Source organism: Methanobacterium sp. BAmetb5, assembly GCF_003491305.1.
Classification (GTDB): Archaea; Methanobacteriota; Methanobacteria; order Methanobacteriales; family Methanobacteriaceae; genus Methanobacterium.
Map to the genome: position 1 here is coordinate 759,565 of NZ_CP022706.1, position 24,738 is coordinate 784,302.

At 38.6% G+C, this 24,738-nt stretch carries 27 protein-coding genes; 14 read left to right on the top strand and 13 right to left on the bottom strand.

Features of this window, described 5'->3' with window-relative positions; genetic code table 11:
* Positions 1-184 precede the first annotated feature (184 nt).
* Together CIT02_RS03635 and CIT02_RS03640 are read right to left on the bottom strand one after the other, a co-directional pair.
* On the bottom strand, positions 185-1,630 hold the full coding sequence (locus CIT02_RS03635; RefSeq protein ID WP_292614103.1) for an amidase: 1,446 nt from the start codon (positions 1,628-1,630) through the stop codon (positions 185-187).
* 303 nt (positions 1,631-1,933) lie between these two features.
* Positions 1,934-2,299 (bottom strand): alpha/beta fold hydrolase, encoded by a 366-nt coding sequence (locus CIT02_RS03640; protein ID WP_363124189.1) that lies wholly within the window; start codon positions 2,297-2,299, stop codon positions 1,934-1,936.
* Between the two features lie 171 nt (positions 2,300-2,470).
* Here CIT02_RS03640 and CIT02_RS03645 point away from each other — a divergent pair, with 171 nt between their 5' ends.
* Together CIT02_RS03645 and CIT02_RS03650 are read left to right on the top strand one after the other, a co-directional pair.
* A complete protein-coding gene (locus CIT02_RS03645; RefSeq protein ID WP_292614107.1) occupies positions 2,471-2,719 on the top strand; it encodes a hypothetical protein in 249 nt (82 codons plus the stop codon).
* Positions 2,720-2,774: 55 nt separating this feature from the next.
* A complete protein-coding gene (locus CIT02_RS03650; protein WP_292614109.1) occupies positions 2,775-3,371 on the top strand; it encodes an HXXEE domain-containing protein in 597 nt (198 codons plus the stop codon).
* Positions 3,372-3,746: 375 nt separating this feature from the next.
* On the opposite strand, the gene CIT02_RS03655 is transcribed toward CIT02_RS03650, so the two are convergent.
* The 8 genes from CIT02_RS03655 to CIT02_RS03690 all read right to left on the bottom strand — a co-directional run bounded on the left by CIT02_RS03655 (position 3,747) and on the right by CIT02_RS03690 (position 10,513).
* Positions 3,747-4,769 (bottom strand): transglutaminase domain-containing protein, encoded by a 1,023-nt coding sequence (locus CIT02_RS03655; protein ID WP_292614111.1) that lies wholly within the window; start codon positions 4,767-4,769, stop codon positions 3,747-3,749.
* 237 nt (positions 4,770-5,006) lie between these two features.
* Positions 5,007-6,014 (bottom strand): DUF389 domain-containing protein, encoded by a 1,008-nt coding sequence (locus CIT02_RS03660; RefSeq protein WP_292614113.1) that lies wholly within the window; start codon positions 6,012-6,014, stop codon positions 5,007-5,009.
* 73 nt (positions 6,015-6,087) lie between these two features.
* On the bottom strand, positions 6,088-7,275 hold the full coding sequence (locus CIT02_RS03665) for an aspartate aminotransferase family protein (RefSeq protein WP_292614116.1): 1,188 nt from the start codon (positions 7,273-7,275) through the stop codon (positions 6,088-6,090).
* Between the two features lie 212 nt (positions 7,276-7,487).
* Positions 7,488-7,682: a hypothetical protein gene (locus CIT02_RS03670; protein WP_292614118.1), complete on the bottom strand. Its 195-nt coding sequence runs from the start codon at positions 7,680-7,682 to the stop codon at positions 7,488-7,490.
* Between the two features lie 86 nt (positions 7,683-7,768).
* Positions 7,769-8,869, bottom strand: coding sequence for an ACR3 family arsenite efflux transporter (gene arsB, locus CIT02_RS03675; RefSeq protein ID WP_292614120.1), 1,101 nt, complete (start codon positions 8,867-8,869; stop codon positions 7,769-7,771).
* 10 nt (positions 8,870-8,879) lie between these two features.
* Positions 8,880-9,536, bottom strand: a complete 657-nt coding sequence (locus CIT02_RS03680) for a DUF166 domain-containing protein (protein WP_292614122.1) — start codon at positions 9,534-9,536, stop codon at positions 8,880-8,882.
* 12 nt (positions 9,537-9,548) lie between these two features.
* Positions 9,549-10,049, bottom strand: coding sequence for an arsenate reductase ArsC (locus tag CIT02_RS03685; protein WP_292614124.1), 501 nt, complete (start codon positions 10,047-10,049; stop codon positions 9,549-9,551).
* Positions 10,050-10,156: 107 nt separating this feature from the next.
* Entirely contained in the window at positions 10,157-10,513 is a 357-nt protein-coding gene (locus CIT02_RS03690) for a helix-turn-helix transcriptional regulator (RefSeq protein WP_292614126.1), read from the bottom strand.
* An 813-nt stretch (positions 10,514-11,326) separates the two neighbouring features.
* On the opposite strand from CIT02_RS03690, the gene CIT02_RS03695 reads away from it, so the two are divergent.
* From CIT02_RS03695 to CIT02_RS03745, 11 genes are all read left to right on the top strand, one after another.
* Complete coding sequence (locus CIT02_RS03695; RefSeq protein ID WP_292614128.1) at positions 11,327-12,859, top strand: SulP family inorganic anion transporter; 1,533 nt, start codon at positions 11,327-11,329, stop codon at positions 12,857-12,859.
* Positions 12,860-13,072: 213 nt separating this feature from the next.
* On the top strand, positions 13,073-13,684 hold the full coding sequence (locus tag CIT02_RS03700; protein ID WP_292614130.1) for a TetR/AcrR family transcriptional regulator: 612 nt from the start codon (positions 13,073-13,075) through the stop codon (positions 13,682-13,684).
* Between the two features lie 34 nt (positions 13,685-13,718).
* Positions 13,719-14,297 (top strand): hypothetical protein, encoded by a 579-nt coding sequence (locus tag CIT02_RS03705; RefSeq protein WP_292614132.1) that lies wholly within the window; start codon positions 13,719-13,721, stop codon positions 14,295-14,297.
* A 420-nt stretch (positions 14,298-14,717) separates the two neighbouring features.
* Entirely contained in the window at positions 14,718-15,500 is a 783-nt protein-coding gene (locus tag CIT02_RS03710; protein WP_292614134.1) for a CPBP family intramembrane glutamic endopeptidase, read from the top strand.
* A 273-nt stretch (positions 15,501-15,773) separates the two neighbouring features.
* Positions 15,774-17,351, top strand: coding sequence for an MFS transporter (locus tag CIT02_RS03715; protein ID WP_292614135.1), 1,578 nt, complete (start codon positions 15,774-15,776; stop codon positions 17,349-17,351).
* A gap of 406 nt (positions 17,352-17,757) precedes the next feature.
* Complete coding sequence (locus CIT02_RS03720; RefSeq protein ID WP_292614137.1) at positions 17,758-18,603, top strand: MBL fold metallo-hydrolase; 846 nt, start codon at positions 17,758-17,760, stop codon at positions 18,601-18,603.
* Positions 18,604-18,801: 198 nt separating this feature from the next.
* Positions 18,802-19,608: an EFR1 family ferrodoxin gene (locus CIT02_RS03725; RefSeq protein ID WP_292614139.1), complete on the top strand. Its 807-nt coding sequence runs from the start codon at positions 18,802-18,804 to the stop codon at positions 19,606-19,608.
* Between the two features lie 184 nt (positions 19,609-19,792).
* Positions 19,793-20,305, top strand: coding sequence for a DUF6448 family protein (locus tag CIT02_RS03730; protein ID WP_292614141.1), 513 nt, complete (start codon positions 19,793-19,795; stop codon positions 20,303-20,305).
* Between the two features lie 87 nt (positions 20,306-20,392).
* Positions 20,393-20,797, top strand: a complete 405-nt coding sequence (locus CIT02_RS03735) for a DUF5518 domain-containing protein (protein WP_292614143.1) — start codon at positions 20,393-20,395, stop codon at positions 20,795-20,797.
* A 51-nt stretch (positions 20,798-20,848) separates the two neighbouring features.
* The gene (locus CIT02_RS03740; protein ID WP_292614144.1) at positions 20,849-21,388 is read left to right on the top strand and encodes a flavodoxin family protein; all 540 of its coding nucleotides are present in this window, start codon (positions 20,849-20,851) and stop codon (positions 21,386-21,388) included.
* Positions 21,389-21,428: 40 nt separating this feature from the next.
* A complete protein-coding gene (locus CIT02_RS03745) occupies positions 21,429-21,830 on the top strand; it encodes a RidA family protein (protein ID WP_292614146.1) in 402 nt (133 codons plus the stop codon).
* Positions 21,831-21,921: 91 nt separating this feature from the next.
* Here the strand turns inward: CIT02_RS03745 and CIT02_RS03750 are convergent, their stop codons facing one another.
* Both CIT02_RS03750 and CIT02_RS03755 read right to left on the bottom strand, forming a co-directional pair.
* Positions 21,922-22,278: an iron chaperone gene (locus CIT02_RS03750; protein ID WP_292614148.1), complete on the bottom strand. Its 357-nt coding sequence runs from the start codon at positions 22,276-22,278 to the stop codon at positions 21,922-21,924.
* 42 nt (positions 22,279-22,320) lie between these two features.
* Complete coding sequence (locus CIT02_RS03755; RefSeq protein ID WP_292614150.1) at positions 22,321-22,944, bottom strand: carboxymuconolactone decarboxylase family protein; 624 nt, start codon at positions 22,942-22,944, stop codon at positions 22,321-22,323.
* Between the two features lie 448 nt (positions 22,945-23,392).
* On the opposite strand from CIT02_RS03755, the gene CIT02_RS03760 reads away from it, so the two are divergent.
* Positions 23,393-24,190, top strand: coding sequence for a sulfite exporter TauE/SafE family protein (locus CIT02_RS03760; RefSeq protein WP_292614152.1), 798 nt, complete (start codon positions 23,393-23,395; stop codon positions 24,188-24,190).
* A gap of 99 nt (positions 24,191-24,289) precedes the next feature.
* Here CIT02_RS03760 and CIT02_RS03765 read toward each other — a convergent pair whose 3' ends face one another.
* Complete coding sequence (locus tag CIT02_RS03765; protein ID WP_292614153.1) at positions 24,290-24,694, bottom strand: hypothetical protein; 405 nt, start codon at positions 24,692-24,694, stop codon at positions 24,290-24,292.
* Positions 24,695-24,738: the final 44 nt, after the last annotated feature.

Consider the following 24,738-nt stretch of genomic DNA (forward strand, 5'->3'; position numbering starts at 1 on the left):
TGGAATTTATATTCTCTTCTTTATTTATTTTAAAAAGTAGCTTTTTGTTTAAAAAATTGCAGAAAAATAGCCCTCATTAACCTGTTATTCTGTTTTTAGATCCCCTGATTTGTTCAGGAAAAATTAATGGGGGAACTTTTCACATTTAATTTCAAGGCTTAATCTGGCATGCTTCGTAATCTCACTATCGGCTTGCATGTACTGGTGGAATTCGATCCTTCCAGGGCATTTCTTTTTCAAGGGAACTTGCCAGACGTATTAGTGTGCCTTCCTCCCCAAATCGGGACATAAACTGGATCCCTATGGGTAAACCTGATCTACTTTGCCCCAGAGGCAAGGTCATTGCTGGTTGTCCGGTCACATTAGCCGCAGTTGTATGCACTTTGGTTTCCTCACAAAGACGCATATATTCCTCGTATCCAACATCTGTCCTCATTTTCGAGTACTTACCGTGGGGCCCGGGTAATTGGTTTAAGGTGGGTGTGAGTAACAGGTCATATTGTTCAAAGAATTTCCCAAAGTTTCTTCGGAATTGGTTCAAGACGAATTCCGCCATGAACATGTCAGCAGCTGTTAGTCCCTGGGAGTACTCGTAAAAAGACAACATCACGGGTTCAACTGTTTCTTCGCTTATTTTTCGTCCCATCGCTGCTGCGAACATATCAATTCCCATATACATCCCAAATGCCCATGCTACACATACCGCGTGAAGATACTCCTCATAGTCGAAAACAGGGGTGTCCTGAACCATTTCATGACCTGCTCTTTCACATTCAGAAACTACTTGCTCCACACTGCAGACTACATCTGAATCCACTGAGCCATCCGCTTGCCAAGGATCAATGGTCCAAGCTATTCTAAGTTTCTCGGTTGGAGCATCCAATTCATGAGCATAAGGTCGAACCGGGCGTTTTATGATGAAAGGATCACCAGATACAGGTTTTGACACAGCATCTAACATAAAAGCTGTGTCCCGGACAGTCCGACTCAAAACAAACTCCTGTAACATTCCTGGCCAAAGCTCTCCAATATCCGGACCAAGTGTCACGCGTCCACGGGAGGGTTTCAACCCTACTAGGCCGCAAGCACTTGCCGGAATGCGGATTGACCCCCCGTTATCACTACCATGTGCTATTGGAACAATACCAGCCGCAACACTCGCTGCAGCCCCACCACTGGAACCACCACTCATGACATCCAGATCCCAGGGATTACAGGTCACTCCAACCAATTCTGATTCTGTCGAGATTCCCAAGGCGAATTCTGGTGTTGTTGTACGGCCCAACAGATTCAAACCCGCTTTTTTGAAAAACGAAGTTAAGAATGAGTCCTGCTCTGCAACGTGCCCCTTTATGAGCCTAGATCCGCTTTCTTGAAGTCTTCCTCTTTCACCAGCCCCAATATCCTTCATCAAGAATGGCACACCTTCAAATGGGCCGTTAGCGATTAGTTGATCATCCGGTGCTTCGATACGGTCTAAGTAGACCTCTAGAACTGCATTGATTTTTGGATTTACCTTTTCAACTGCTTCCACAAAAAGATGTGTAAGTTCTTTCGGTGACACCTCACCTTTTCTGACTAAAGCTGCTAGAGCAACCCCGTCACACTTAGAATACCCTCCCACGTCCATACATGTACCCCCTTTATTTTCAATAGACTTAATTTTATATTCACAACAGAATATTATTGAATTTTTCGCTCCAATGAATCAGGAGGTATAAATTAATTTTGATATTCTGCTTTAAACCTCACTTTTCAATTTTTTAACTCCGGCTTCATCTTGGAGACTCTATTCATGCAGTTGTTAATTATCTTTCAAGTGCGGCTTTAAGAAGTAGTTTGCCCAGTTCTTCGGGCATGGTGGCCTGGGCAATATGGATTGTTGGCAGGTCCCATATGGTCCAATCTTCATTGCTGTTCTGAATTTTTTTAACTACAATATCCCGGAAGATGGCGATGTCACCTTCGGTGTCAGCGAATAAAAAAACTTTTTCAGGGACTTCGCTTTTTCCGGGTCGTATTGGATTTTTTCCACATACGCCAGGGAAGGTTCAAGCCCTGGAATCGCGACCTCAGGGCCCAATCCGCTGAGTTTGAGAACGTCAAATAGCGATTGTCCCGGGTCGGGCCAGTCAGCATCAAGATAAACAAGCCTGTCAATTCTTTCCAGGATTTTTGAGGTTACACCGGTGATGATCATGCCCCCATAACTGTGCCCGACTAGAATTATATTCTGGAGGTTATTGCTGATGACTAGATCGCAAATCTGTTGGATATGCCCGGTTAAATTACAGGTAATTAGTTAAAATAGGTTGAAAATATCATTCCCTGGAAAATAGATGGTTAAAATGCATATCATAAACCGGAAGCTTATATGTTTAGTACTGTCACTTTTTTTGCTCATGGCAGTACATATTTATTAAGTATTCAATTACATATCTTTTAATACATAATAATAGGACGGGGAAGTATGAAAAGAATAACTAATAAACGCTGGTTTGGGCCTAAACATGTTGGCTGGGGGCCGGCTCCAAGAACGTGGCAAGGAGGGGTTATTACCCTGGTGTGGTTGATATCGTTAGTTTCGACTTTGTTTTATCTGCATAGTATTTCTGCATTGACCATTGTCAATATCGCCATCGTGATCATAGTTGCGGCAATTATTATTCTAACCATTGCTGCTTTAACCTATGGACCAGATGAAGATGAAAAAAATTAATTTATGGTGAGTATTCTCCTTAAATGGGAAAATTCAGGCCAAAAAGGTATAAAATATGTATAAAACCTATAATAACATCTGGGAAAGAATGGGGATTTTTCTAGGGCCCATATTAATAACTATTTTTATCTGCTTCAAATTTACAGACCCTAATTTTTCATGGCTGGCTTTTTTATACTGGATTCATTTACCCCTGGTCATGATCCATGAAACAGAAGAATATATCCTCTCTCCCATTGGATTTGAAAAATTCGCTAACTTCTACACGGTATTAAGTAAAGATCCACCAGAAGAAGACTCACCCCTATCCCCGGCTTACAAACTATTTGTAAACATGTCCATATGGATCTGGGCTATACTGGGTGCGTTACTGGTTACTGTTTTACCATGGGTTGGTATGGGGTTAATATTCTTCCAGTTACTCATAAATGGCATACAACATACCATTATCTTCCAGATTAAAAAACCAGGGTATAATCCTGGATTTTTAACCACCTGGTTGGTTTTAAACCCATTTTGTGTGGTGACCATCTTCTATGCCTACTATGCCCATGCTTTAAGCTCCCTAGACTGGCTACTTGCATTAATATTGGGTGTTGGTTTTATAGGGATCTTGCTTCTAAAAACCACCAGTAAACGAAAAGAAGAATAAATACTATTTTTTTATCTTATTATCTGTTAAATTACCTATTTTATTATTTTCAACTAGATATTCTGCTTTCGATCCCAGTTAAGGAATTTATTTATGTCACAGTGGGAGTGCTGGATGGCCATTGTGGTTATGTGGTCACCGCCAGGATTTATACGGGAGAATAGTACATCACCCTGTCTTATGTCTTCCCTTTCAAACTCCCAAATACTTATTGTTGTCAGAAATTGGCTTACAAAGTTTGATCTCTATCACTTTTCTGTTAATTCACTCTCGAGATTTAACTCCAAAACTTTATCAAACATTTTAAAGCTTCATTAAAACCAAAGACTTTTTAGTTTCATGCCCCCTATATGGCTAAAAAGTGAAATTAAAACATTAAAATGGTAATTCTCTATAATAACCATTAATTGATGCAGTAGCAGTATTCCAGTTGTTTATTACACCAAAAGAATTACTAGAACTTATAGCATCAGCAGTATACCACTTATTATTCACGTAAACCTGGGCCCAGACATGCCCATACCTATTACCACTTCTAAATGTGCATTCTCCATTGACGTATTTAGCGGGTAATCCCGTGGCTCGACAAAGCGCAATCAGAAGGTGAGTTTGGTCACAACAGTTACCCTTCCTTTGATTGAGTGTCCCTAAAGCACCTTTTTTTGTATTGTAATAAAAAGAGTAACTGACTTTATCTCTAACCCAATTAAAAACTTTAGTGGCTTTATCATAATCTGAACCGGATGCAACACTTCTAGATAATGAAATAATAGAATTATCATTAGATTGGCAGTTTAAACTGGGTTTTAAGTAGGGTAATAGGTTAGGATCTGGATTATTATTCCATTTACTAACATAAACGTAGTTAGGGAGTGTTTTGTGTTCTTTATAATAATTTAAGATTTTAGAATAAATATAAACCGAGTTTTCGAACCTTATGTTTCCAAGGGAGGATCTTACATAATTGGGTGCCATATTATTCCCATCAGAAAATGATTCAATCCTTTGGGCCATGTCAATGTACTCCGATCTGTAAATATTCCCATTTTTTAAGTTCTCAGAAGGACTAGAGGGAGACTTGATATTTTTAGCAACAATCTTAGAGGAGGAACCGCTGTTAATTCTCTTGGTACATACCGCCATTAATCTTAGAAAATCAGGCATGGAAACCTGTCGGGATGAAATCTGCACGTAATTAGGTAACTGGTGATTATTTTCAGTGTAAGTTTTCACTCTTGAAGCGGCATCCGTTATTTCATTGACTGTAAATTCAGGTTGATTAGAAACTTTAAGGGAAGTTTGCTGATTATCATTTATTGAAAATGCAAACCCTAAACTACTAATCAATAAAAAAGAAGCCATTAACAGAATTATGAATCTAGATTTAATTTCATCCACTCCTTATCCTGATATTCTTTTATCATGTTGTACGGGGGTAAAAAGCCAGGTTAATTGGTCCTTCAACTAGTTGTATAATAATATAATAAAAAACTTTAAATATTTAAACTTTTACTTTTTACGTAAAGATATAAGATGTTTGTAAAAAGATAGGTTCACTATCATTAAAAATATCCATATATACCAGAAATAGATTAAAATCCATAATGCGTGCATTGGACTTCCAAATAATATCTATTATGTGTTCAGAAGGTATGTATCAGAATAAACAACTTCTAACTTGATATTCTTTCCATAAATTTTCCCTTTTACCTGTTCTTGAAGTTTTTCAATAGGGGGTAACGGTCCATTTCCTATGATCTTTACCACCACAGTATTATTTGAGGATAGAATGTTAATTGATTGTAATTCATATCCACTACCTTCAAGCCATTCAGTGGATGCATTATTCACAGTTTGGGTAATGCTGTTGTCAGTAACAACGTTGTAACCATTGTAACCCAATGGAACAGTAATTACAATTAAACTTATTAAAACAACGATCAAACCATTTCTCTTGGCATTTGACGATTTTTCTAAAATTGTTACCCGTGAATAGCCCATTATTCCAAAAAGGGCCGCCCCAGTAACGAGTATGGCTAAATAATTAGTCACAAAAAGCAAAAAACTCCCCAAAGCCAGGGAATAGTTGAATGTTGCAAGGAGAATTCCTACATTGGCCAGTGGAGGAACAAGTGATATTGCGATGGCCACTCCCGGAAGTGTATCCGACACATCACTACGGGACATGGCAAATGCCCCTGCAAATCCAGTGACCAGAGCTGCAAGGAGATCAATAAGGCCGGGTGAAGTTCGGATCAAGATCTGGTTAATGTTTTCAGGTTGAAATAAACTATTCATGGGCAATGTTAGAATGAAGCCTACTGCGATGGCAGCGATTATTCCACCTAAACTTAAAAGTAGAGAATTCTTCATGGCTTTGATATCACCCGCACTAATACTGTAGGCAAGACCCATTATAGGCAACATTAATGGGGCGATTATCATGGCCCCAATAATAACTGCCACAGAATCTCCAAGAAGTCCGTAGGTAGCAATACCTGAGGAAAAAATTAGGAGTAAGAAAAATTTCACTAGTTTATTTTTAAGTTCAGAACCTTCATACAATACAAGATCCCTAATCCGTTCTACATGTGTTTTATTTACAGTACCACCATGTATTAAGGTTCCAATAGACTTCCACATTCTTAATCTCCTTTATATACAAATAAAGTTATTTTCTCTGTTTGAATAACCCCCCCATAAGGGGTTTACAAATTCAACTGGTGGTTAAAGCCCTTTTAAATATAACTAATCCTTCTTCCAGTTGTTCTTTTGATATGTTCAAGGCGGGAAATAAGCGAATTATGTTGCCCTGGGTAACATTTAGAATAAGGCCCCAATCCAAACATTTAGAATATATGGATGCCGCGGTATTTTCGTCCACTACCTCCACTGCAATCAATAACCCTTTTCCCCTTACATCTTTTATAAGATGAGGATATTCATTTTTCAATTTATTTAATTCTGTAAGGGCGTATCCCCCTACATCATCAACATTTTCCCAGATTTCATTGTCCAGCATATATTTGATAACTGAATAGGCAACTGCACAACCTAGTGGGTTACCACAGTATGTGCCACCATGATCTCCTTTTTCGAGCTTATCGTGTATTTCTTCCGAGAATGCAAATGCTCCGAAAGGGAATCCTCCGGCAATACCCTTAGCCATGGTTAAAATATCAATTTTAACACCATCGGACAGGAACATGGGTCCGGTTCTGCAAAAACCAGTTTGAATTTCATCTACTATTAAAAGGACATTATGTTCTGTGCATAAACTAGACAATTTAGCCAGGTAATCGGAATCAGGTACATTGATACCACCTTCACCCTGTATAGGCTCAACTATTACCGCCGCAACATCGTTGTCTATCACTCTTTCAACTGCCGCGATATCATTATACGGAACGAATATATGATGGGGAATTAGGGGATTAAACTTATTTCTATGGACATTTTGACCGGTTGCAGACACGGTGCTAATAGTTCGCCCATGGAAACTTTTCTCTGCCGATATAATATTCAATTTCCCGGTTGCTTTTCTGGCAAGTTTAATTGCTGCATCGTTAGCCTCTGCACCACTATTTGAAAAAAATATACGGGTTAAATTATCGGGTAGTATCTCTCTCATCAGTAACAGAAGTTTGGACCTTGCTGGGGAATAGGTTGCTCCGGAGTTGGGATTCTGTATAATTTTTTTACTTTGCTGGCAAAGGGCTTCGGCGATAACCGGATGGGCATGCCCTAAACTGGTCACTCCCCATCCAGCAGTAAGATCTAGATACTTCTTACCATTCTCATCATAAGCATAGACTCCTTCACCTTTTTCTATTGATAACTTTGGTTTTTTAGCAAAAGAGGCATAGCATTCATCTTCAATTTCATAAGTGTTTAGTTTTTCCATGGTTAATCCCCAGATTTTTGTTAGTAGTTATGGCTCTAATTTAGATGAAATAACTTCAGTTAAGATTTAGGGGTTTCCTCAGTAGTTTTTCTGTATATATATTTAGAACCTTCACTTAAAAAGATAAGATTTTCATTATATTCCTGATGCACATGCGAGATACTCATTTTTTAGGATTGGCATCAATTTAACTATTAACAGAGGTTTATCTTTTAAATCCCTTTATTTTTCAATTTTTCCCGGCATTGTGGACAAATATACGTATCTTGGTCAGTTTCATAGACTTTCTCGCAAACTTCACAGATGGCATCTATAAATCCTGGTTTTTTTGTTTTTATGCAAAAATCATGTAAAGCCGAATCCACAGCACTTTTACCTTCAAATACCTTTTTATTCTTATCTGCCATTTTATAACCCTCTTAAATTGTTTATATGTTAATTAATTAAGGAAAACAAAACCAGATTGCTTCAAATTCTTTTATTTTACAATAAATTATAACTCCCTTTCCGTTGAAACCTTTTGTTTGGCGAAATATTTTCTTTGGAATATTAGTGCGACATTTACCAGACTTATTAAGACGGGAACCTCTATCAGGGGCCCTATTACGGTGGCGAATGCCACTCCGGATCCAATTCCAAAAACTGCTATTGCAACTGCTATTGCAAGTTCAAAGTTGTTACTAGCTGCTGTAAATGATATAGCTGTAGTTCTGGTGTAGTCAGCACCTAATTTATATCCTAAGAAAAATGTGATGAAAAACATTACCACAAAATATACCACTAGAGGTATAGCAATGATAACCACATCTAACGGTATCTGAACAATGTAATCTCCTTTTAAGCTGAACATCACCACAATGGTAAATAGAAGAGCTATCAAAGTTATGGGGCTTATTTTTGGTATGAATTTTTCATGATACCATTCTTTTCCCTTGATTCTAACCAGGAAGAACCGGGTTAAAAAGCCGGCAATGAATGGTATACCTAGGTAAATGAAAACACTTTGGGCTATCTGCAGGATATTAACATCAACTGCAGCTCCCTGAATTCCTAATAATGGTGGTACGATGGTGATTAAAAACCAAGCATATACACTGTAGAAAAGGACTTGAAATATGCTGTTTAAAGCCACTAAACTGGCAGCATATTCATTGTTCCCTTTTGCTAGTTGGTTCCAGACTAAGACCATGGCTATGCAGGGTGCTATTCCAATTAGAATCAATCCCACCATATACTCTGGATAGGCAGATAAAAATATTATGGCTAGTGCAAACATCAATAAAGGGGCTACTATCCAGTTCTGGAACATAGCTAATCCCAAAACTTTCCAGTCACGGAATACATGGGGTAACTCTTCGTAGCGAACCCTGGCCAGTGGAGGGTACATCATGAGTATGAGACCAATTGCTATGGGTATGCTGGTGGTTCCAACCTGAAATTGGTTCACTATGCCCTTAAAAGCAGGCCAGAAGACACCCAGAGAAATTCCAATGACCATGGCCAGAAAAATCCAAAGAGTTAAAAATCTATCCAAAAATCCCAGTTGGGGAGTACCACCTATTTTATCAGTTACTGGATCTATGTCTGAGGACATGATTTTCATCTCATTTTAAGGCTTTTTCAAAGGCATCTTTATGAAAACCGGATGCCATTTCCTTTTTACATTCTTCATCGGTGAATAATCTCATTTTGGCAGCTCTGCAAGGGTAATGCTGTAATTTAAGTCCGGCCTCGATAGGTAAATTCTCTAAATCCTGAACATTTGAGTATTTGTCCAAAAGGTAATCGGCTACAAATGTTGTTGAACCGCAAGGAGAAGAACGGACTACATTGATATCAACAATTTGACCATTTTCACTTTGTATATCTACTTCAGGCTTTCCAATTTTAGAAGTGAACTCGTCAAATACTTCATTACCATTTTCTTCCAATTCACACATTATATAAGGACATGTTACATTTTCATAAACTTCTAGTTGATTTTTAAAGCCTTCACCCCTCCATGCCGCTACAATTATGTAATCTACATCTTTATTAACCAGATCCACCAGATCCAAGGTGAGGTCCGGATGTTGAGTATAAGTTATCAGGACATTGGCATCCTTTATCTTTGCTAGTTCATCTTCAGGAATGTCGATTTCATCCATGAACATGGAGGCAGGCTTTTCTAATTCAACAAATTCTGTTTCAAAATTTTTTTTAATATTTTCAAATGCCCTTTCCCCGTAGGGTCCATCAGTAACTATTACAACTTTTAACATGAATTATACCCCCTATCTACATGAAAATTCTTTATCCATTGATCCGCAGCATCCTTCCAACTCTTCCGAGAAATTACAGGATTCATCATTGGGTAACATGTATGAATAATACAAATCTTCTAGCCATTCCTTTAATTCATCCCTAAGTTTTAGGAATAATTTGAATTTTTCTTCTTCTGTGCCTTCGAAAACTGATGGGTCTTCAAATGGTTGTTTGAAGTATTTTTTACCCCCCACAAAGAATGGGCATGCATTATAGGGGTTTCCGCAGACAGTTACAACGTAATCAAATTCCTGACCTTCAAATTCTTTCAGACTTTTAGATCTTTGATGAGAGATGTCAATTCCAAGGTCTTCCATACATTTTATGGCCAGGGGATCAACGGCCTGGGGTTCACTCCCGGCACTATAAACATCAAAAATATCCCCATAAAGATCCCTGAATAGTCCTTCTGCCATTTGGGAGCGGGCTGCGTTATGAATACACATAAATAAAACTCGTTCTTTCACCATTCAATCACCTAAATGAATATTACCCCTAATAAGGATGTTTACATCTAAATATACCATCATGGTCGAAATTATGCCAGTAGGGCAGTCCCAGTAAAATATCACCCTAGTTAAATTAGTTCTATTAATTTTTCAACAGTATCTGTAATTTCAGGGTTTTTAAGACTGTAATGAATCCATACCCCTTCTTTACGCCCTTTAATAAAACCCAAGTTTTTTAGAATATTCAAGTGATGCGATATGCTTGACTGGGGCTTATCAAGAGCGTACATTATTTCACAGACACATAATTCTCCGTCCGAAAGTAAATACAGTATTTTGAGCCGTGTTGCATCCGATAGGGCTTTAAGTTTCCCTGAATATTTTTCATAGTGATCATCATCAGGTAATGACCCCATAAGTTCTTTAATTCTTTTCTTTTGACTTTCATTAGGCCTATCTTCGCCCTGAATCTGGCAACCTGTCATGATACCTCCCATATATCTCCATAATCTGTGGATATGTCTTTCTAATTTTTTGATGATGAAAACCATATATCAACATATGTTGATGTATTGATAAGTGGAAGTTTCTTATATACCTAACGAAAAATAATTTAAATTTGAATTTAGCAGCTTCTTAGAGTACAAGTATTGTTATAACGTATTTTTATGCATATATGGAGGAATAAGGATAAAATAATCATACTCCACTGGGGGATACTGGAATATATGCGGGAGAATATGTGGAATGGTTTCAAATATAATTTGGTTTGATTTAGATTTAAGGAACCAAATTTGGAGTTAATAGAAAATTTTATATATTCTCCGGGAAAATTAGGGTTACTAAAAAAGATTATTCATCTTTTATGATTTAACTATCGGATGGATTTTAGCCTATTCTTTTTATATAGATAAATTAACACACTTGAGTCATTACTAGTTTATATTAAGGTTTTGACTAGTAAATTGATGATGAAACGAACCAAAAATACAGTAAATGAGTACAGCAATGCGGCATTGGAAATAATCATAGACAAAAGTATTTAAAAATAGAATCAAACTATTTTAAATCTCCAAGAGATATAAAACTTTGAAGAGATCGTTTTTTCAAATAATATTCATTTATTATAAAAAAATAGTTTTAAATGAGTATTATGGCTTTTTGATTACAATAATCTATTTTTAATATAATATGTTGAATTTATAGCCCGTAAACCTTATTTTGGGCATTATTATCGTTGAATAAATAATGAACGTTTCATTCATTCGCTCGAAAAGACCAATGGATTGGTAAATATTATGTCCTTTATAAGTAAACTAAAAACTAAAACAAAAAATTTAAACACGAAAAATGAAATTTTATCCGGCACAACAGTGGCTTTAGCCCTCGTACCAGAAGCAATTGCATTTTCATTAATTGCCAATGTAAATCCTTTAGTTGGGCTTTACACGGCTTTTATCATTGGTTTAATCACCGCAATGCTAGGTGGCAGGCCCGGAATGATTTCAGGTGCTACTGGAGCAGTGGCCGTAGTAGTTATTGCCTTAGTGGCAACCCACGGAGTTGAATATCTGTTTGCAGCCGTGGTATTGATGGGATTTATACAGATAGCTATAGGTCTTTTCAAACTTGGAAAATTCATCCGCCTTGTACCACAAGCGGTGATATTCGGATTTCTTAATGGTCTGGCCATAATCATTTTCACTTCTCAATTTGAACAGTTCCAAGCTGCTGATGGGGGATGGTTAACCGGACCTTTACTGTGGACAATGTTAGGATTTGTAGCTCTATCCATGGCCATAATCTATCTTTTACCTAAATTTACCAAGGCTATTCCCTCATCTTTAGCTGCAATTATAGCTGTTTCCGCCATTACAATTGGTTTTCAAATTCCAACAAAAACCGTGGGAGACATAGCATCAATCGGAGGAAGTTTGCCTGCATTTCACATACCCTTGGTACCAATTAATCTGGAAACCTTGGCAATCATATTACCCTATTCAATTGTTATGGCATTAGTAGGTCTAATTGAGAGCTTATTAACCTTGAATGTTATTGATGAAATGACCGAAACTCGTGGAAGGGGCAATAAAGAAAGTGTAGCTCAGGGAGTTGCAAATACAGTTTGTGGATTCTTTGGAGGTATGGGTGGCTGTGCCATGATTGGTCAGAGTATTATAAATGTTAATTCAGGGGGTAGAAACCGGATTTCTGGAGTCACTGCAGCACTTGGACTATTAATAATAGTTTTAGCCGGTTCTTCACTTGTAGAAAAGATCCCTATGGCGGCATTAGTGGGAGTAATGTTTATGGTTGCTCTAGGTACATTTGAATGGGCTTCACTTAGAATCATAAAAAAGGTACCCCGAACTGATGTGATGGTAATGATTATCGTGGCGGGAGTGACTGTAATCTTCAATAACTTGGCCATAGCAGTGATCATTGGAGTTATTATTTCCGCACTGTCCTTTGCGTGGAATAGTGCCAAAAAAATCCATGCACATATAACCTATGATGAAAATCAGGTAAAACACTATGGAATTGACGGACCACTATTTTTTGGGTCAACAACCGCCTTCAAAGAAATATTTGACTATGTCAACGACCCTGACCAAATAGTGGTTGATTTTAGTGAGTCCAAAGTAATGGATCATTCTGCAATCGAAGCATTAAACTGTATGACACAAAAATACGCTAAATTAGGCAAAAGTGTCCATTTAAAACATCTAAGTGAAGATTGTAGAACTCTTCTAGATAATGCATCCGAAATAATTGATGTAAATCTCTGGGAAGATCCTCACTATAAAATAGCAGATAATAATTTAGAATAAATTTTTCTTTATTTTCATTATTTATAATGCTGTTCTGCCGGGAACTGTCAATTGAGTTACAGAGGAATGTTTCAAGAGGGGTGTTCATCCATTTCATTAGACCACATAGTCTAGACCACATGGTTTATATATCTTGGAGGTCAACATTAATTTACAGTTAGTTAATAGAAACTGGGATATTAGTTATAAACACAGGGGTTAGAAGTCGATTCCATGAAGAAAAAATCATTTGAAAGGAAAAAAGAGCTTTTGGATGCAGCATTAGATGAGTTCACCCTGAAAACCTATGAAAACGCATCTTTAAACACTATCCTTAAAAATGCCGGCATCAGCAAGGGTACTTTTTATTACCACTTCCAGGACAAAGAAGCACTTTACATATATCTGCTTGAAAATGCCAATAAAGCCAAATGGGAGTTTGTGGACAATTATATTAAAGAAAATAACACTGATATAGAGCAAAATGATATTTTCGAAGGGTTTAAAATTCAGGCCGAACTGGGAATGAAATTTGCCACTATTTTTCCCAAATACCACCGGCTAAGCCTAATGTTTGCCCATGAAAAGGGCAGCCAGATCTACGAAGATGTAAAAGATGTTTTAGGACTTACAACCGAAGCCATGATGGGGGAAATGGTGGAAAAGGGAATAAAAAATGGGGACTTTGACGGCAAATTTTCCAAGGATTTCCTGGTAAAGGTAATGAGTTTTTTATTTCTTAATTTTGACCAGATATTCAGAACAGAAGAAGATTTCAAACTCCAAAACATGGTGCAAAATCTCAATAACTACGTGGATTTCATGAAAGACGGACTTGGTAACTGATTCCCATAATTCCAGATAGGAGAGGGGTGATAAAATGGTAAACCTGGAAATAAAAAAATATGATAAAGCTATAGTCCTAATTTTTGGGCTGTTTACACTGACCCTTATTCTGGCCCTCACCAATAAAGATTTTTCCAGCTGGGCCTGGGCCCGCCATCATAACATTTTAAGTTGGTACATAAGACCATTATTCTTAATACCCTTCTGTTATTTTGCTTATAAAAGGAGTTGGGCTGGTATTTCAGCCACAATTTTCTTACTCCTATCCAGCATGTTCTGGTTCTCCGAGCCCGGAATGGCCAGTGCACAAGTAACTCAATTTCTGCAGGTAGAAATAGATTATTTGAATGCTCCCTGGGGAATAGGTAAAATATTAATGACCCTGCTTGTGCCCATTTCATTGATTGTTCTAGGTGCTGCTTTCTGGAAGCGTAACTTACTTTTCGGAATATCCGTGATTGTATTTATAGCTCTGGCTAAAATTCTGTGGAGTGCGGTGTTCGGTGGGGAATCAGGAATGTCAATATTGACCCCTGCAATCATTGGCTTAATAATTTGCGTTATTTTAATATATTTCGGATTCAAAAGGTCAGAAAAAAATAATAAAGTTTAATAAACAAAACATTAAACGTAAAACTACAATAATTGTGGTATCGTTTGTTTTGTAGGATTAATTTTATTTATATCTTTAAATGGGTTATCTTCACCTTATCCTGGATCAAATTTTAAGATAGTAATCCCCCAAATATCAGCTCGGGACCTAGAACAAATCATGAAGAAAATCACTATGATTATGGGACTACTTTAGGCGCATCACACTATATGATGAAATTTAGTAAGTTAAACCCAAATAGTAACATTTAAAGAGGGTCATCACTAACTTAGTAGTTGAAGTGATATTGTTAAGGGAAAAGATGATTTTAAACAGATACCTCTTCCTTTAACCGAGTGAATAATTTTTAAATAAGGAGTTGGCGGGTTGTTTTGGTTTTTTTTGTTTCCACCTGCCTTAAATTGAATTGGAGTGTGAAACATGAAAAACGCTTACAAATATGGTTTAATTGGATATGTCCTGGTTATGATCTGCAGCACACTTTTTCCAGTAATATTCAATAACGAACAACTTCAAGTAATGGTAATATTTCCCTTAATTCTAATTTTAGCCTACTGGACAAAAATGAATGGTAAAGAGTTGGGTTTGGAATTTGGAAGACTAAGAGATTATATCTGGGCTATTCTCTATCCTCTGAGTATTTGTCTGGTTATTATGGTTATTGCCCTGGTAACCGGAAACATCGGTGGAATAAAATACCCCAATGAAATGACTGGTAAAATTGTTTATCTCTTTTTATACACACTTATATTAGCATTCGCCACTGAAGAAGGTTTCTTCAGAGGATGGCTTTACGGGATACTGGAAAGGGGTAAGATGAATCCCAAGTTAATTCTCCTACTCACGGCCCTGGCCTTTGCCTCCTGGCATTTACCACTATTCTTCCTGAATTCCTCGTTCAACTTGAGTATGCTTCCCATATACATCACCGGAGGAATTATTGGGGGGTTGACCTTTGGACTTCTAAGGTACATCTCCGGTTCTATAATTGTGTCATCATTCTCCCATGCCCTCTGGAATACCATAGTTTACAGTCTATTTGGCTTCGGTAGTAGTATTGGTATTTTAGGGATTAAAGCAACCAACATTTTTAGCCCAGAAAGCGGATTGTTAGGATTGGCCTGCGGTTTAGTTTTCATGGTTATTTTATGGGTATGGGCCTCCAAAAAAGTAGGTTTCAATTATCCAACCAAGCAAGAATAGAGTTTAACCGATTTCTATTCTTTTTTTAAGAATTATCCCCACTCTTATTTTTTTTTGGTTTCCCATTGGTGAATAATAGGGATCAGTTTAATTCCCAACTGTCCGAAAAACATGGGAAAATAAAAATAATCAAAAGGAATAACCATTGACCCCTAACCCTTCTTTAGCATCTCAACAAATATGGCAACAATTAATAATCCAGTACTGGATGACTATATAAATCATCTTAGAACATAATATCTACTAGTACTAGGGGATAAAGGGAGTATTAAAATGAACCGGACACCAACTTCTAAAATAGCTGAACCAGGAATGATAGCTTTAGCCACCCTCATCTTGGTGGCGGCAGTGGCCAATCTTAACTTATCCGTGGCTAACGTGGCCCTTCCTTCCATAGGTCTGGTTTTTAATGCTTCCCAGGTCCAGATCAACCTGGTGGCCGTGGGTTACTCCCTGGGCCTGGCGGCATCAGTGCTATGGTTCGGTGCCCTGGGTGACCACCACGGTAGAAAGATGATGCTGATCCTGGGGACTCTGCTGGCCATACCCGCCTCCATAGTTGCTGGTTTTGCACCCTCCATTGAGATCCTGATTTTGGCTCGTATCATAGGTGGTCTAGCCGCAGGAATGGCTTTTCCCACTACACTGGCCCTTATAACTGCTTTGTGGTCTGGGCAGAAACGAACCAAGGCCATAGCCCTGTGGTCCGGTATTGGGGCAGCCATTGCTGCTCTGGGACCCATAATCTCCGGATACCTGTTAACCTTTAATGACTGGGGTTCGGTATTTTTAATCACCTTGCCCCTGGCGGTGGTAGCCCTACTGATGTCCATTAAGTTCATCCCCAATCACATCAGCGAGACAACTGCTCCCGTGGATAACCTGGGAGGTTTACTGTCTCTCCTGCTTTTAGGAACATTGACTCTGGCCATTAACTTCGCCCCGGTGCCAGACTCCGGAATCCTGATAATTAGTTTCTTAGCCATTGCTGCCCTTTCCGGGATTCTGTTCATAAGGCGCCAGCGAAGGGTGGAAAATCCCCTTTACGATCTTAAAGTTGCCAGTCGCAGTATTTTCTGGGTAGCAGCCTGTGCCGGGATAATAGTCTTCGGGGCCCTGATGGGAGCCATGTACATTGGTCAGCAGTTTCTACAGAACGTTCTCAGCTATTCCACCCTGGATGCGGGACTGGCAATTTTACCCGCCGCAATATTCATGATTTTAGTGGCACCCCAATCTGCCCGGCTCATTGAATCCCGTGGTTCCCGCTTCACCCTCCTGGCCGGTTACCTCTTCTGTTTACTGGGTTTTTTAACCATGCTATTCCTGTGGCAGGACCACATACCCTACTGGAAAGTGGGATTGGCCTACGCCTTTGTGGGAATTGGGGTGGGATTGGCGGGAACTCCTGCTTCCCATTCACTCACTGGTTCTGTTCCGGTCAAAAGGGTCGGTATGGCCTCGGGAACCGCAGATCTGCAACGTGATTTCGGGGGGGCTATAATGACTTCCATATTCGGTGCACTGCTCACCGCCGGTTATGCCCGGTCAATTGCCTCACAGATTGACAGTTTACCAACCTATGCCCAGCAGCAGATAACCAGCACCGTGGAAACCACCCTACAGAAATCATTCTCCAGTGCAGCCACCCTGGCCCAGCAGCACCCCCAGTATTCTGCGCAGATCATATCCGCAGCCAAATATTCATTTTTAGCCGGGGATCACTGGGCTTACCTGGCCGGGATTATTGCCATCATGATTGGAGCAGCCCTAGTATTCTTTAAATTCCCCAAAAAAGAGGAAGAAGAAAAATTACTGGCCCAGTACTGTGAAATTGACACTAAAAATTAGTATTAGGACTAAAAATCAATATTAAAACTTAAAAACACAACAAAAATGTTACCTGGAAAAATTAACCCTTAAATATTTCATTACAATTGTTTTTTTATTATCCGAATCATTCGGTAGCATTGATAAATTTTGATTTTGACCACCATTTTTCGTTTCATTGCCAATGATAGATTATTAAATTATTTATTTTTCACTAAATATCATATTGGATATCTCGGCATATATTGCCGAATTTATGTAGAAAAATGCATATAATACTTATAATAAAAAAAATAGTGACCAATAAATTTTTATTTATATTTAGAGCCCCCTAAAATCAAATTAAGATTCATGATTAATAGTAATGGCTATTTAATCTTCCTATCAATAAGCCGAAAAAATAACAGTAATGCTAGGAGGGGGAAAAATGCAAGTTACAGCCCTGATTGAAGACATTAAACCAGATAATGAGGATTTATATGCTGAAAAAGGGTTATCAATCCATATTCAAAGGGAAGATGATAATATCCTCTTTGACACCGGAGTAACCGGTGCTTTTGTAGATAATGCCCGTAAATTAGGTATCGATTTGACAGCCGTTGATGTAACCGCCATATCCCACGGACACTTTGACCATGGCGGGGGATTGGGCAGGTTTATGGAATTAAATAAATCTTCACCAGTTTATCTGCGCCCCCAAGCAAATGGGAACCATTATTTTAAAGCATTTTATTTTTTAAAAAAAGATGTTGGCCTGGATAAAGAGTTATTCGCTGATTATATAGATAGAATTCGCTTAATCAACAAATTCACTAAAATTTCCAAGGATGCTTACCTTTTAACTGATATGCCTCTGAAATATCCTGCTCCTGCTGGTGGAAAATATCTTTACATGGAAAAAGGTAACCAACTGGTCCCTGATAATTTTTCCCATGAGCAGATGATGGTTATCCAGGAAGAGGATGGAATAGTTATTTTTTCCGGTTGCTCACATCACGGGGTGCTAAACATGGTTGAAGCCGCCCTTGATCAATTCCCCAACACTCCGATAAAGGCCCTTTTTGGAGGATTCCATTTTATTGGCCTTCCATTTTTCAATCACACTGCAGAGAGTAGGGAAAACATTGAAAATATCGGGAGAAAACTGGCAGAATATCCAATAGAAAGGGTTTATACCGGGCATTGCACTGGTAGAAAGGGTTATCCCCTTTTGAAAAATGTTATGGGAGACATTGTGGAGTATTTTGCCACGGGAGATACTGTAGAGTTATAAATTAAATTTCATGCTTTCAGATACCCTTAAAATGATTGTTTAACTTGTTTTTAAGTAATTTTTTCTCTTTGCTAGTTTAGGGAGGGATCATGGGGATCCACCTCTGTTAAAACCTAAAGTTCAGGTTGATATAATATGAAAACACCATATAATAATAAGCAAAAAAATCTTGGAAACTCATTTTACAGGGGTGGGGATATGGATAAGGTAGAAATCTACTATTTTTCAGGTTCCGGTAATTCATTGGCAGTAGCCCGAGATGTTGCCCTAGAGTTAAATGCTGTTTTAACCCCAATTATGGCGGTTATCAATCAGGAAAGCATAGAGACTGAAGCCAATATTATAGGGTTTGTATTTCCCATTTATGACTTTAAACCTCCCCAGTTCATGGGAAAATTCATTTCCAAAATTAAAGATATCCAGTCCAAGTACATTTTCGCTCTATGCACCTACGGAGTAACCACCTCTAAATCTCTAAAACATCTGGAAACAATCATTAATTCATATGGCGGGCACCTATCTGCAGGATTTGCCGTGGGTATGCCCCAGAATGGATTAGGATCCAGAAAGGTGACCGAAACTCAACAGGAAATGATGTTCAGTCAATGGAAAAACAGGGTCAAGAAGGTTTCTGCGGTTATAAAAAACAGGCAAAAAGGGGAAATAGAGACCAGTAGCCTGTTTTTCCACATGTTTAAAACACAAAACTTGAAATTAATCCCTGTTTATTTAAGATTCCTTAATCAGGTGCTCTTTAAAGGTGTGGATTCACTGGCCTTCACCTCCAATGAAAACTGCACTGGCTGTGGAACTTGTCAAAAAATCTGCACCCAGAACAACATTGAACTAGTGGATAACAAGCCAAAGTGGTCGGATCACTGCCTAAGTTGTTTCGCCTGCCTAAACTGGTGCCCGAATGGAGCCATCAACCCGGGAGACTCTGATCTGGGTATTAAAAATTATCATCACCCTGAGGTGAAAATTTCAGATATGGTCCTCCCCTAAGTTTTAGACCGTTCCACTCCTGAAAATGGCTTACTCCATTAGGTAGAACTACATATCAAATATTACCATCACTTCCTCCCATTAATCCTTACCGAGTTAATATCAACTCTGATTAGGAAATAGGAAGAGATAATGATTTTGAACTCCATATTTTATTATATGTAACCAGTTGGAGGTGTTTAAAATGGCCCCCCATTGTGATACCATGGACGGACCGGTTGTTAATGCCTGTAAAAAGGCTTTAAAAATGAGGGATGTGAATTATGTACTTCCCTTTGTACCTGAAACTGTAGAAAAAGAGTTAAGCCAAAGTTTTAATAAAACGCTTAGGGCTAGGAAGTTAGGTGAAGACGCAGCAGAAGTTGCAGATCTCTGGTTCTTTGAAACCGCAGTGCGACTGCATCGTGAAGGTGAAGGAGCACCCTACACCGACCTTAAACCAGCAGGTTTGGATTGGGGGCCAGTTGTACCTCGGGCAGAGGAAGACATTGAAAAAGGAGACCCCACTGGAACCATAGGGTTTTTAAAAAGGGTTTTAGAAGAAGAATTGAGAAAAAAATTCAATAAGGCCATGTCCCTTAAAAATTACGACTTGGAAGATGTTGACGCCGCCAGAAAATACACTGAATCAATGCTTAACTTTGTCTTATCCTCTCACCATATCTACAAATACATAATTTCCGGTGAAAAACACTAAAACATTTATGCTAATCAAAATGCGATAAAATAATGCAGCATAAAACAATAATCATAATATTATAAATCATTAAAATTGAGGATTATAATGGCAGACTGGAAAATCATCGGACTAAGTGGACTCCTTAACGCAGCCCTAACTATCGTTCTAATTATATTATTTTACCCTCTCTTCTTTTTAGGCCCGTTAATAGGAGGGTTCCTGGCAGCGTACTTTAGCCAGAAATATGAAAATTACAGTAAAATAGATATAAAAGACGGGGTTATTGTGGGAACAATGTCCGGAATGATTGGTGGTCTAATTATCACTTTAATATTGATAACCGGATTTGAAGCCATTAACAGCCTCATAAATTTAATATCCCTAAATATCAACCTGATACCCGGAGTTGATGCTGTGGTAGCAGCTTATATTATTCTTCAGCTATCCCTGATCATAAGCATCACTCTGGGAGCCCTGGGTGGATTAATGGGAATCCGAGCCAAAAGGTGATATTATTTTAGCTTTTATTAGATATTCCAAATAAAAATGGAGGTTAACTTGATGAGTAAAAATATAGTAGTGTTATCGGCCAGCCCCCGAAAAGGCGGAAATTCAGATATTTTATGCGATGAGTTCATCCTTGGAGCAGAAGGAGCAGGTCATAAGGCTGAAAAAATTTTCCTGAGGGATAAAGACATCAACTACTGTATAGCCTGTGATACCTGTCAGGGAAACGGTGGTAAATGTGCTCAAAATGATGACATGGGCGAAATCATGGATAAAATGGCTGCCGCTGACGTGATTGTCATGGCCACACCAGTTTACTTTTACACCATGAACGCCCAGCTTAAAACACTCATTGACCGAACCTATGCCCGTTACACTGAAATCAGTAACAAAGAAATGTATTTCATTCTCACCGCAGCCAACCCCCAAAAAGAAGCCATGGAAAGAACCGTGGAAGGTTTCCGGGGATTCACATCCTGCCTTAACGGTGCAGATGAAAAGGGTATTATCTACGGAACTGGTGCCTGGAATGTGGGTGACATCAAAGAAAGTGAGGCCATGGCCGAAGCTTATGAAATGGGGAAAAACGTGTAAGAGAAAACTCAACAGCAATGAGTGTGTTGGAGGGGTTTTAATGAAAACAAACTACATAAACCCGGAGAATATGGTCAAACCCACGGGTTACTCCCATGCAATATCAGTTAAGGGAAATCATCAGACAATTTATATTGGTGGACAGAATGCTGTTGATGAAAAGGGAGTTCTGGTAGGAAAGGGTGATCTTAAAAAGCAGACAGAACAGGTCCTATCCAATATTGACAACATTCTGGAAGAATGCCATGCTAAACTGGAGAATGTGGTTAAATTCAACATTTACCTTGTTCAGGGACAGAATCCACAGGAGGGTTTTCAGGTTTTCCAGGAAAAATGGAAGGGGAATACTAATTTCCCAACCGTAACCGTTCTTTTCATATCCGGACTGGGTAATCCCGATTGGCTGGTTGAAATAGATGCCGTGGCCATCACCCCGGAATAAATTCCTATTCCAATGTTTTTGACCCTATCCCCTACATAAACCGGGTTTGAAATAAACTGATTTAATAAAAATTCCAAGTATCTTCGGAGAGTTATTTTTTCAGGTTTTCCTGCACCCTAAAAAGTACCATCTTTCTCACCAGGTCCAGGGGTACCGGTTCCTCCCGGGGAAATTGTACGGTCCCTTTTGACGTGTTGTAGTGTGAAAGTTCTTCCTTGAAGGCCTTTATTGCAGAAGGAGTGGGATAAAATCCTATATGATTTTTATAGGCAGCAAAATGCACCAAATTACCTTTTAAACGGAAGGTGGGCATTCCGTAGCTAATGGTTTCTTCAGCTTCGGGTGCTGATTCCCGGATAGTTTCCCTTATTTCCTCCAAAATACCCTGAATATCTGGGGGAAATGAAGATATGTACTCGTCTACTGTTTGAACTTTCTTTGATACCATGAATTCAACCTCCCGGAAGATATTATTGGATGGGAATAATGATTAGGAATACTTGAGGGGCACTCTAAAGATATCGGACAGTAAGGCATGGATAAAGGATAGGGGAATTAGAAATGTGGCTAAAATCATACTGATTTCATAGGATAAACTGCTCCGGGGGTCTGCTTTACCCCTCAACCGGTTGAAAAATGAACTCCAGGGAATACCGTAGGTGTTTCCAATCATTATGGTGCGTATGGATCCCAGGATACCTTTGGCTTTGGATGGCCCGTAGATTTCCACTATACGTTCCCATGATTCGGGGGTGGGGTTTCCACGGGTATCGGCGTAGTGCTGGGCAAACATCACTGCCGGCAGTTCTAAAGCAGGAACATCTTCCATTATACCCTGGAGCATTTTTTGGATTTCTTCACTGGTCATTCCACTCTCCAGGGCCCTTTTGGAGTGAGCATAGGAACACAGGGCACAGTCATTGACCTCCGTCACCCTTAACATGAGTCTTTCTGTAAATTTTTGGTCTAATTCCCTGTTCCTTCTGGCCTTAAACATGAATCTAATGGTCCGCATCCCCTGGTAAAATATCCAGTAAGATTCTCTAACTGAATAAAGTTCCCGCCCAAATCCTGGTTCTTTTTTCGGGTTAACTTCTCCTTGTTTGGTCTTCATGACTTCCCCCAGACTGCTACCCGTGGTAGGTGTGATTATTTTTTATGGGTGGGAAAGTATTTGAAAGTTGGTATCATTCCTTAATTTAACAAATTTCCCTGATTTCTTACCTTTTCTTCCTTCGGTTAAGGTTTAATGATTTCTATTCCTTTAAAAGATTAGTTATTCCCAGGTAATTCCTGTAACCTAAACGAAGAGAGATTTTTTTAAGTCTTGATAATTCCTTATTTAAGTTCCTAAAAAAAGGGCACAAAATTAAGAGATTTAAATTAGAATCAATAAATTTAGATAAACCAAAAAGAGATGAGGAGCGGAGGTAAGTGCCCCTCTTTCTAATTGGCATCGTCATTAATTAATGTAAAAGTTTAAATATATAAAGATTTCTAAATTAGTTAACTCTCATTACAAATTCCATAATAAATTTAAAGATTCCTTTCAGGTACCTTCAATGGATAAAAAAACATCACTCTTGTCTTTTGCTATCGGAGCGCCAATTGGCTGTTTAGGTGGTTTAATAGGTTTAGGTGGGGCTGAGTATAGGTTACCCTTCCTTTTAAAAACCTTTAATAAACCGGCCAAAAAGGCTGTGGCCTTAAATATGTTAGTAAGCTTAATTACCGTAGTTTCGGCTATTTACTTTAGAATGAATAACTTCGATATTTCGGCTATTTATCCCCAGATGCTGTTGGTGGTGGCACTCATTGCCGGTTCCACAACCGGGGCCTACTATGGAATTGGAATATCCACTAAAATATCTGATGTTCTGTTTAAAAAAGTACTCCTAACCCTGCTGGCCATTATGGGATTACTATTAATCAGCGAGAGTCTATTCCCCTTCCCATCAACGGGAATAATATTCAGTACCCTGTATATGGAGCTGTTGGTAGCGGTGGCCTGTGGGGTACTAATTGGAATTATCAGCAGCCTTTTAGGAGTTGCCGGAGGAGAGGTTATAATTCCCATATTGATCCTCATATTTGGGATAGATGTTAAATTAGCCGGAACATTGAGTTTAATCATCAGTGTACCCACCATGATCGTGGGAATAACCAGACATAGCCGCAATAAGATGTACTCTGAACGGTCGGAGATCAGTTCGTTAGTGGTGCCCATGGGCATAAGTTCCATAATTGGAGCTTCCATAGGTGCTATTTTAGTTGTTTATTCTCCTTCAGGATTGTTAAAGATTATATTAGGCGTGATGTTAATATTAACTTCTATTAAATTATTTACTGAAAAAGAGTAAGCTAAGTCTTTTTTACTACCAAATAACAAAATCAAGCTTTATTTACAACTAAAAACTGTTTTTAATTGTAATCAAAAAAAATAAGGATTAGATGAGGGTTTAATACAGAGTATAAATCTCACCGGTTTGGGCATCAACATCCACGGACCATACATACTTTTTGTTGGAGTCCAACACTGGCACATGCCATACCATCTTGTTGTTCGGTGCTTTCATTAGATGAGGAGTTGATGCTGAGTAGTCAGTGAATCCATCATCTTTTAACAGTTTATTAACAATACTCATGGCCTGCTGGGATGTAATATTGGTCTTGGTGTTGTTGGTTACATTGGTGTGACTGGGATGGTTGGATTCATTGTGTTTGTAGGTAGTAGTGGTTGGTAAGTTGGTAGAATTATTCACGGTTATATTAGGGGTTTGAGAACTGCTATAAATAAAATAAGCCCCCACTCCCACAATGACTAACAGAACAACAATAATTAAGGCTATAATTTTTCTGTCCATTATTTCACCTCCCCTTAAATTATTATCATCCTTACTATCATGGA